This is a genomic window from Oscillibacter sp., assembly GCF_031978065.1.
Taxonomy (GTDB): Bacteria; Bacillota; Clostridia; order Oscillospirales; family Oscillospiraceae; genus Oscillibacter.
On sequence record NZ_DALZCH010000012.1, the window covers coordinates 41,438 to 49,492 of the forward strand.

Consider the following 8,055-nt stretch of genomic DNA (forward strand, 5'->3'; position numbering starts at 1 on the left):
TTTTTCAAGACTATGAATTTTTCCTTGCAAAACGCCAAATTTATTCTTGCATGACTTCAATTAAAATACAGCTTGAATTTTTCTTATAAATCATCTATTCACAAAAAATTCATTAAATACGTAAAATATGTGTTAAAAGTGTAGAAATAAATGCAGGACGGGACGTGAAAAAAAATTTTCGCGTCCCGTCCAATTTCTTCAAAATGCCAGGAATCTTCTTTGTGCATTTTGACTGTTTTTACCGTTATCAAACCGTTATCGTATGGTCAAAAGCAATTGTCCGCCCTTCACAGTCTCTCCCTCGGCCACCTGAACAGCCTCCACCGTGCCCGCCATGCGGGCAGTGATGGCGGTTTCCATCTTCATAGCCTCAATGGTAATGAGGGTCTGGTTCACCTCTACGGTGTCCCCCGCCTTCACCTGCACCTTGCTCACCGCGCCGGGAATAGACGCGCCTACCTGGCTCTTGTCCTCCGGGTCGGCCATGGGAACCTTGACGATGTTCCTCTGGGCTTCCGCGTCGGGAACCTGCACGTCCCGGCGGATGCCGTTCAGCTCAAAGCTGACGGTGCGCATCCCCTCGCCGTCCACCTCGCCAAGGCCAAGATACTTAATCATCAGGGTCTTGCCGTCGGCAATGTTGACCTTGTGCGTCTCCCCCACGGCCAGACCGTGGAAAAACACATGACTGCCCAGACGGGTGACGTAACCGTACTCTTTCTGATCCCGCTTATAGTCCCTATAAACCTTGGGATACAGACAATAAGAGATGATGGACCGGTCAGCCGGCTCTGGGTCGAATTCCAGCATTTCCTTGCGCACCGCCTCAAAGTCCACCGGCTCCAAAAGCTCGCCGGGGCGGCAGGTGACAGCCTTCTTCCCCTTCAGAACCGCCTTTTGCAAATCCTTGGGGAAGCCCCACGCGGGCTGACCCATCATGCCGGAGAAATAGCTCACCGCGCTGTCGGGGAAGGCGAGGTTTGCTCCCTTTTGAACAATGTTTTCCGGCGTCAGGCCGTTCTGGGTCATAAAGATAGCCATGTCGCCCACCATTTTGCTGGAAGGGGTTACCTTTACAATGTCGCCCAGAATATCGTTGACCTTCCGGTAGTTCTCTTTTACGTCCCGGAACCGGTCCCCCAGCCCCAAAGATTCAACCTGCGGCTTGAGGTTGGTATACTGTCCGCCGGGAATCTCATAGCGGTAAATATCGGTGGCGGGGCATTTAATGTCCGCCTCAAAGGAATCGTACCGGGTGCGCACGTCCTCCCAATAGTCCGTCAGATACTGGAGCCGCTCCAAATCCATGCCGGTGTCCCGCTCGGTGCCCTGAAGCGCGGCAACCACGGCGTTCAGGGACGGCTGGCTGGTAAGCGAGCTCATGGAGGAAATGGCAAGGTCCGCCACGTCCACGCCAGCCTCCGCCGCCATCAGCACCGCAGCCACCTGATTGCCAGAGGTGTTGTGGGTGTGAAGCTGAATAGGAATGCCAATCTCCTGCTTCAGCTCGGAAACCAGCTTTTTGGCGGCATAGGGCTTCAGCAGGCCCGCCATGTCCTTGATGGCCAGCATATGTGCGCCCCGCTTTTCAAGCTCCTTTGCCAGATTGATATAATATTTTAAGGTATACTTGTCCCGGGCCGGGTCCAGAATGTCCCCGGTGTAGCACACGGCGGCCTGACAGAGCTTGCCTTGCTTCAGCACCTCATCCATGGCAACTTCCATGCCGGGAATCCAGTTCAGAGAGTCGAATACCCGGAACACGTCCACGCCGTTGATGGCGGCCTGCCGCACAAACTCCCGGATCACGTTATCGGGATAATTGGTATAACCCACGGCGTTTGCGCCCCGCAGCAGCATTTGCAGCAGCAGATTGGGGGCCTTTTCCCGCATCATGTTCAGCCGTTCCCACGGAGATTCGTGGAGAAAGCGGTAGGCCACGTCAAAGGTCGCGCCGCCCCAGCACTCCAAAGAAAACGCGTCCGCCTCGATTTCAGAGGTGGCCTCCATGCTCTTTACAATGTCCCGCGTGCGCACGCGGGTGGCAAGCAGGGACTGGTGGGCATCCCGGGTGGTGGTGTCGCAGATCAACAGTTTTTTCTGCTCCAGCACCCATTTTGCAACGACTTCGGGGCCTTTCGCGTCCAGCATCTGCTTTAATCCGTCGGGCCGCTCTCCGGTGACGGGAGGATAACGGGGATCTTCGTAGAGCTTCTGGGGACCCTGCTCTTTCACAACGATGTTGGCGATGTATTTCAGCATCTTGGTGGCCCGGTCCTGCCCCTCGTCCAGCTCGAACAGGCTGGGGGCTTCGTCGATATACTTGGTGTGGCAGCCGCCCGCGCGGAACACCTCGTCATGGAGAATGTTCAGAATAAAGGCAAGGTTGGTTTTCACGCCCCGGACGTGCACCTCCCGCACGGCGCGGATGGCCTTGCGGCACACGCCCTCGAAGGTGGAATCCCAAGTGGTGACCTTCACCAGCAGGGAATCATAATAAGGAGAGATTACCGCGCCGGCATAGGCGTTTCCATCCAGCCGGACGCCAAAGCCGCCGCCGGAGCGGTAGGCCGTGATTTTTCCGGTGTCGGGGGCAAAGCCGTTGGCCGGGTCCTCGGTGGTGACGCGGCACTGGATGGCGTATCCGTTCCGGTGCACGTCGGACTGCTTTTTGATACCGATGCGGGGGTCGCTGAGGGGGCAGCCCTGCGCAATCAAAATCTGAGAGCGCACAAGGTCCACGCCGGTGACCATTTCGGTGACAGTGTGCTCCACCTGAATGCGGGGGTTCATTTCGATAAAATAGTGATGCCCCTCCCTGTCCACCAGAAATTCCAGCGTTCCAGCGTTGGTATAGCCCACCCGCTTGGCGATCTTCACCGCGTCGTCATACAGCGCCCGACGCACCTCCTCTGATATGGAGAACGCGGGGGTGAACTCCACCACCTTCTGATACCGCCGCTGGAGAGAGCAGTCCCGCTCGTAGAGATGGACCACACTTCCATGCTCGTCGCCCAGCACCTGAATCTCAATGTGCTTGGGCTGAACCAGAAACTTTTCCATGAAGATGTCGTCGTTGCCAAAAGCCTTTTTTGCCTCGGACTTCACAAGGTCGTAGTTAACGCCCACTTCCTCCACGGTGTCGCACCGGCGCATACCGCGCCCGCCGCCGCCGGCAGCGGCCTTGAGAATCACTGGGAAGCCAAACTCCATGGCAAGCTTCTGTGCTGCCTGCCGGTCAGGAATCGGTTCCTTGGTCCCGGGGGTGGTCGACACGCCGCACTCAATGGCCAGCGCCTTGGCGGACAGCTTGTCGCCCATCATGTCCAGCACCTTGGAATTAGGCCCGATAAACTTGATGCCCGCTTCCTCACAGGCTCGGGCAAAATCGCCGTTCTCACTCAAAAAGCCATAACCGGGATGAATCGCGTCCGCCCCGTGCTTTTTGGCCAGTTCGATGATGCGGGGAATGTCCAGATACGCCCCCAAGGGGCTTTCGTTCTCCCCGATGAGATAGGACTCGTCCGCCGCCGTGCGGAACAGGCCGTACATATCCTCGTTGGAATAAATGGCAATGGTCTGCAAGCCCAGATCGTGACACGCGCGGAACACGCGCATGGCAATTTCACCGCGGTTGGCCACCAGCACCTTTTTAAATTCTCTTCCCATGGTTTTCCTTCCTTCCCTCCGCGCACCTCAGGCGCGGGACGGCTTTTTCCATTCTGAAAACGCCGCGAGCCGCTGCGCGTCCGCAAATTTTTATTTGACTCAGTATACTACCCCGCGAAGCTCCGCCGCAACGAAAATCCGGCGGTTTCTTTCATTTCGGAAAACGCCACAGCTTTTACGTAAATTTTTCTTCCGTTTCCGGCAGTTTCTACAAAGCCCTCTACATCTCCCTGATTTTCCAGAACGCCGCGTCCGGTTTGCGGACGCGGCGTTCTTCTCAAATTCCTTACTTGGCGGCTCTGCTGTCCACCAATTCCTTTAGCTGCGCGGTAAACGCCTCCAACGACATCACGCCAAGGTCGCCGTCGGCCCGGTGACGAACCGCCACCTGACCGCTTTCGGCCTCCTTGTCGCCCACCACCAGCATAAAGGGGTCCTTCTCCAGTTGGGCCTCGCGAATTTTTTTGCCGATTTTTTCGTTCCGCAGGTCCATCTCCACCCGGAAGCCCTGCGCCTCCAGCGCGTCGGCCACCTGCTTGGCATATTCGTCCGCCCGCTGGGTGATGGTGAGAATCTTCACCTGCACGGGGCTGAGCCAAGTGGGGAACGCACCGGCAAAGTGCTCGGTGATGATGCCAATGAATCTCTCCACAGAACCCAGCACCACCCGGTGAATCATAACGGGGCAGTGCTTCTGCCCATCCTCGCCCACGTATTCCAGGTTGAACCGGCCCGGGAGCTGATAGTCCAATTGAATGGTGCCGCACTGCCAGGTCCGGCCCAGAGAGTCCTGAATGTGGAAGTCCAGCTTCGGTCCGTAGAATGCGCCGTCGCCCTCGTTCACAACATAGGTCTTGCCGATGCTGGTAATGGCGTCCGCCAAAGCCGCCGTCGCCACGTCCCAATCCTCATTGGTTCCGATGTGGTCCTCGGGCATGGTGCTCAGTTCGATTTTATAAGGCAACTGGAACAGGCTGTACACCTCGTCGAACAGCTGCGCAATCCGCACCACTTCGTCCTTGATCTGGTTCTTCGCCAGCATGATGTGCGCGTCGTCCTGCGTGAAGCAGCGGACGCGGAACATACCGTGGAGCGCACCGGACAGCTCGTGGCGATGGACCACGCCCCTCTCCGCGAACCGCAGGGGTAGCTCCTTATAGGAGTGGGGCTCCATGTCGTACACCAGAATGCTTCCGGGGCAGTTCATGGGCTTGATGGCAAAGTCCTCTTCGTCGATGACGGTGGTGTACATATTGTCTTTATAGTGATCCCAGTGGCCGGAGGTCTCCCACAGGGAGCGCTTCATAATTTGGGGCGTGGAAATCTCCACATAGTCCCACTTCTTATGCACCTCGCGCCAGTAGCTGGTGAGGGTATTCTTCAGCACCATGCCCTTGGGCAGGTAGAAGGGGAAGCCGGGAGCCTCGTCCCGGAAGGCAAACAGGCCCAATTCCTTGCCAAGCTTGCGGTGATCCCGGCGCTTGGCCTCTTCAATGCGCTCCAGATATGTGTCCAGCTCTTCCTTTTTGGGGAAGGCGATGCCGTAAATCCGCTGGAGAGTCTGGCGGTTGGAATCGCCCCGCCAATAGGCGGCGTTGCAGGCGGTGAGCTTGATGGCGTTGCCCTTGATGCGGCCGGTGGAGTCCAGATGGGGGCCGGCGCACAGGTCGATGAACTCGCCCTGCCTGTAAAAGGAAATCACCGCGTCCTCCGGCAGGTCGTTGATCAGCTCCACCTTATAAGGCTCGCCCTTTTCCTCCATGAACTTGATCGCATCAAGCCGGGACATCTCAGAGCGCTCCAGCTTCAGCTTTTCCTTGCAGATTTTCCGCATCTCGGCCTCAATCTGCTCCATCATCTCAGGAGTGAAAGGAACGGGAGAATCCAGATCGTAATAAAAGCCCTCGTCGATGGAGGGGCCGATGGCCAGCTTCACCTCGGGATACAGGCGCTTCACCGCCTGCGCCATCACGTGGGAGCAGGTGTGCCAATAGGTTTTGCGATAGGCCGGGTCTTCAAAGGTAAACTGCTTCTCGTTTGCTTCAGACATTTCAATTCCTCCTCAAATTGGGGCCGGGACGGCACGCGGACGCGCCGCCGGAGATTTTTGACGACAAAAAATCTCACCCCTGAAAAATCAGGGGTGAGATACGAATTCGTATTCCACGGTTCCACCCTGCTTGCGCCCAAATAGACGCCGCTCGTGTCCTCTGTAACGGGAGGTCCCGTCCCGTTCTACTTGGGTTTCCCCTTTCGGCGGGCGGCTCCAAGGCGGTGTCGCTTCGGTTCCGGCAAGGGCCGCTTACAGCAAGCGCGGCCCCTCTCTGGTGTCTTTCCCGAACGATGTCCTTTTCCAAGCCTTTTGGTATGATTATTGCTAATATAGCACCTGAAATTGCGTCTGTCAAGCCGCCGTGTGTTAATTTTTTATGACAGACAGCACCCTCAGCCGATTCCCTTCCACGGTGAATTTCACCTCGGCCCCGGCAAAGCCGAAGCCGTACACCCGTCCCGGATCGTCCTGATAGGCGGGCCGGGGATCCTCCGCCAAAATGCCCATCAAGGCCGCCCTGCTCCCTTCCGGGAGAAGTTCCAGCGCCTCCGGCGGGCACTCCACCGTCAGCTTCCTCTCCGGGGCAGAGGGTGCAAAGCCACCCGTGGCCTCCGGGTGGGCGTCCACATAGGGAACATAGGGCTTGATGTCCAAAATCGGCGTGCCGTCCATTAAATCGGCTCCCGCCACCCGGAGAACACAGCCGTCAGCCCCGCTCTCCTCAATGCCCAGCAGCTTTACGCAAGAAAGGCCAATCGGATTGGGGCGAAAGGGCGACCGTGTGGCAAACACGCCCATGCGGGCGTTTCCCCCCAGCCGGGGCGGACGCACCGTGGGCGACCAGCCCTCCCGCACAGATTCGGAAAACTGCCAGATCAGCCACAGGTGGGAAAAGCCCTCCAGCCCCCGCAGCGCGTCGGGGTTGCGGTACTCCGGGAGAAATACCACGCGGCTCTCCAGCTCTTCCACCAATCCGCTCTGGCGGGGAACGCCAAACTTTGTCTGAAAATCGCTGCGGATACGGGCGATAAATTTTACAGAGAAGCCTTCTTCCACAAAACCACTTCCCTTTCCTTCGTAAATCTCTTGTCGTATTAAGTATAGCGGACATACGCCGCTTTTGCAACACCTACCGGCGGCTCTGCCAGCTTAAAAGCCGTCCCGTTTCAATAGCTGCCAGCGCCCGGACACCGTCGAAGTCCACATAGGGGTTGTAAATCGCCTCCAACACATCATGAGTGTCCTTGGCGTCCCGCAGGGCGGAGACGGCTTCTTCCCGCAGGGAAGCGGACATTCTCCGCAGTAGCCGCTCCCTCCCCCGCTCCTCCGTCCGGGTCAACGCGTCCAGACGAATGCGTCGGAAGGGGTTTCCCTCGTACTCCATTCCGGGCCGGGAGGTGACAAAGCCAAGTCCCAGACCGGGAATCAACAAATGCTCCAGCCGTCCCGGCTCTTCGGGAGACGGACAGGCAATCGTGTCCCAGCCTTGGTCCGACGCGGTCTTGTGCAGCCGCCCCAAAAGCGGGCCCGCCAACTCCCATCGGTCTGCCAGTTCATAGACCTTGGGACAAAGAGCCTCTACGCTGTCAAACCGCCATACGGTCCCCCGGAAGGTAACTCCACCCAAAAAGCGCCAATCCGTCTTGCCGGACTGATTTCCCTTTTTGCGCAGCTCCCGGGCAATAATCCCGTCCAGCCGCCGGTTTGCCCGCTGGAGGTCAAAACATCGCCCCGCATCTGTTACCGTCTCCAGCTCCACTTCCCTTGCCGCCTTCAGGCAGCGGTAAGCCCCGGCCACAGCTTCCTTGTTTTTCCGAATCAGGGTCACGATTTCTTCCCGAGCGGCCTTTGCCGCCGTCAGGTCGTAGAACCGGCCCAAATCCACAATTCGCTCCACCGCCGCCGCATAGCGGGGCTCCATGGTGTGGGGCGGCGTGCCGTCCACCGCCGCGCAGCCCATGTCAGGCAGGTAAATTCCGTCCAGCGAATCCGGGTCGCCGCTGCACAGCAGATACTCCACCCGCTCTCCGGCCCCCTCCATTGCCTCTCCCAAAATTCTTAAAAACGTTGATTTTCCAACGCCGGGTCCCCCTTTTAATATCATCAGGTCATATGTATCTTCTCCGACCAAGCGGTCAAACAGGCTTTGAAATCCGGCTCCTCCATTGGCGCCGAGAAAAAAATTGGTAACAGTAGCCATATTGTCTCCTCCAAATCTGTTCTCATCCACAGATTATGCGGAAACAGCCTGACCCGACACAAAATGAATCCGCTTCCTGATCGGAAGCGGATTCATCCAAAAAGAGATAAAAAGATCCCAGCTTCGCCCTACG

4 protein-coding genes are annotated in these 8,055 nt (G+C 57.6%); all 4 read right to left on the bottom strand.

What is annotated here, in order from left to right; all coding sequences use genetic code 11:
* Positions 1–255 precede the first annotated feature (255 nt).
* A complete protein-coding gene (locus RTK01_RS03405; RefSeq protein ID WP_312279627.1) occupies positions 256–3,669 on the bottom strand; it encodes a pyruvate carboxylase in 3,414 nt (1,137 codons plus the stop codon).
* A gap of 286 nt (positions 3,670–3,955) precedes the next feature.
* The gene (gene thrS / locus RTK01_RS03410; protein WP_312279628.1) at positions 3,956–5,719 is read right to left on the bottom strand and encodes a threonine--tRNA ligase; all 1,764 of its coding nucleotides are present in this window, start codon (positions 5,717–5,719) and stop codon (positions 3,956–3,958) included.
* A gap of 369 nt (positions 5,720–6,088) precedes the next feature.
* Positions 6,089–6,778: a tRNA (N6-threonylcarbamoyladenosine(37)-N6)-methyltransferase TrmO gene (gene tsaA, locus RTK01_RS03415; RefSeq protein ID WP_312279629.1), complete on the bottom strand. Its 690-nt coding sequence runs from the start codon at positions 6,776–6,778 to the stop codon at positions 6,089–6,091.
* A 73-nt stretch (positions 6,779–6,851) separates the two neighbouring features.
* Positions 6,852–7,922 (bottom strand): hypothetical protein, encoded by a 1,071-nt coding sequence (locus tag RTK01_RS03420; protein ID WP_312279630.1) that lies wholly within the window; start codon positions 7,920–7,922, stop codon positions 6,852–6,854.
* Positions 7,923–8,055: the final 133 nt, after the last annotated feature.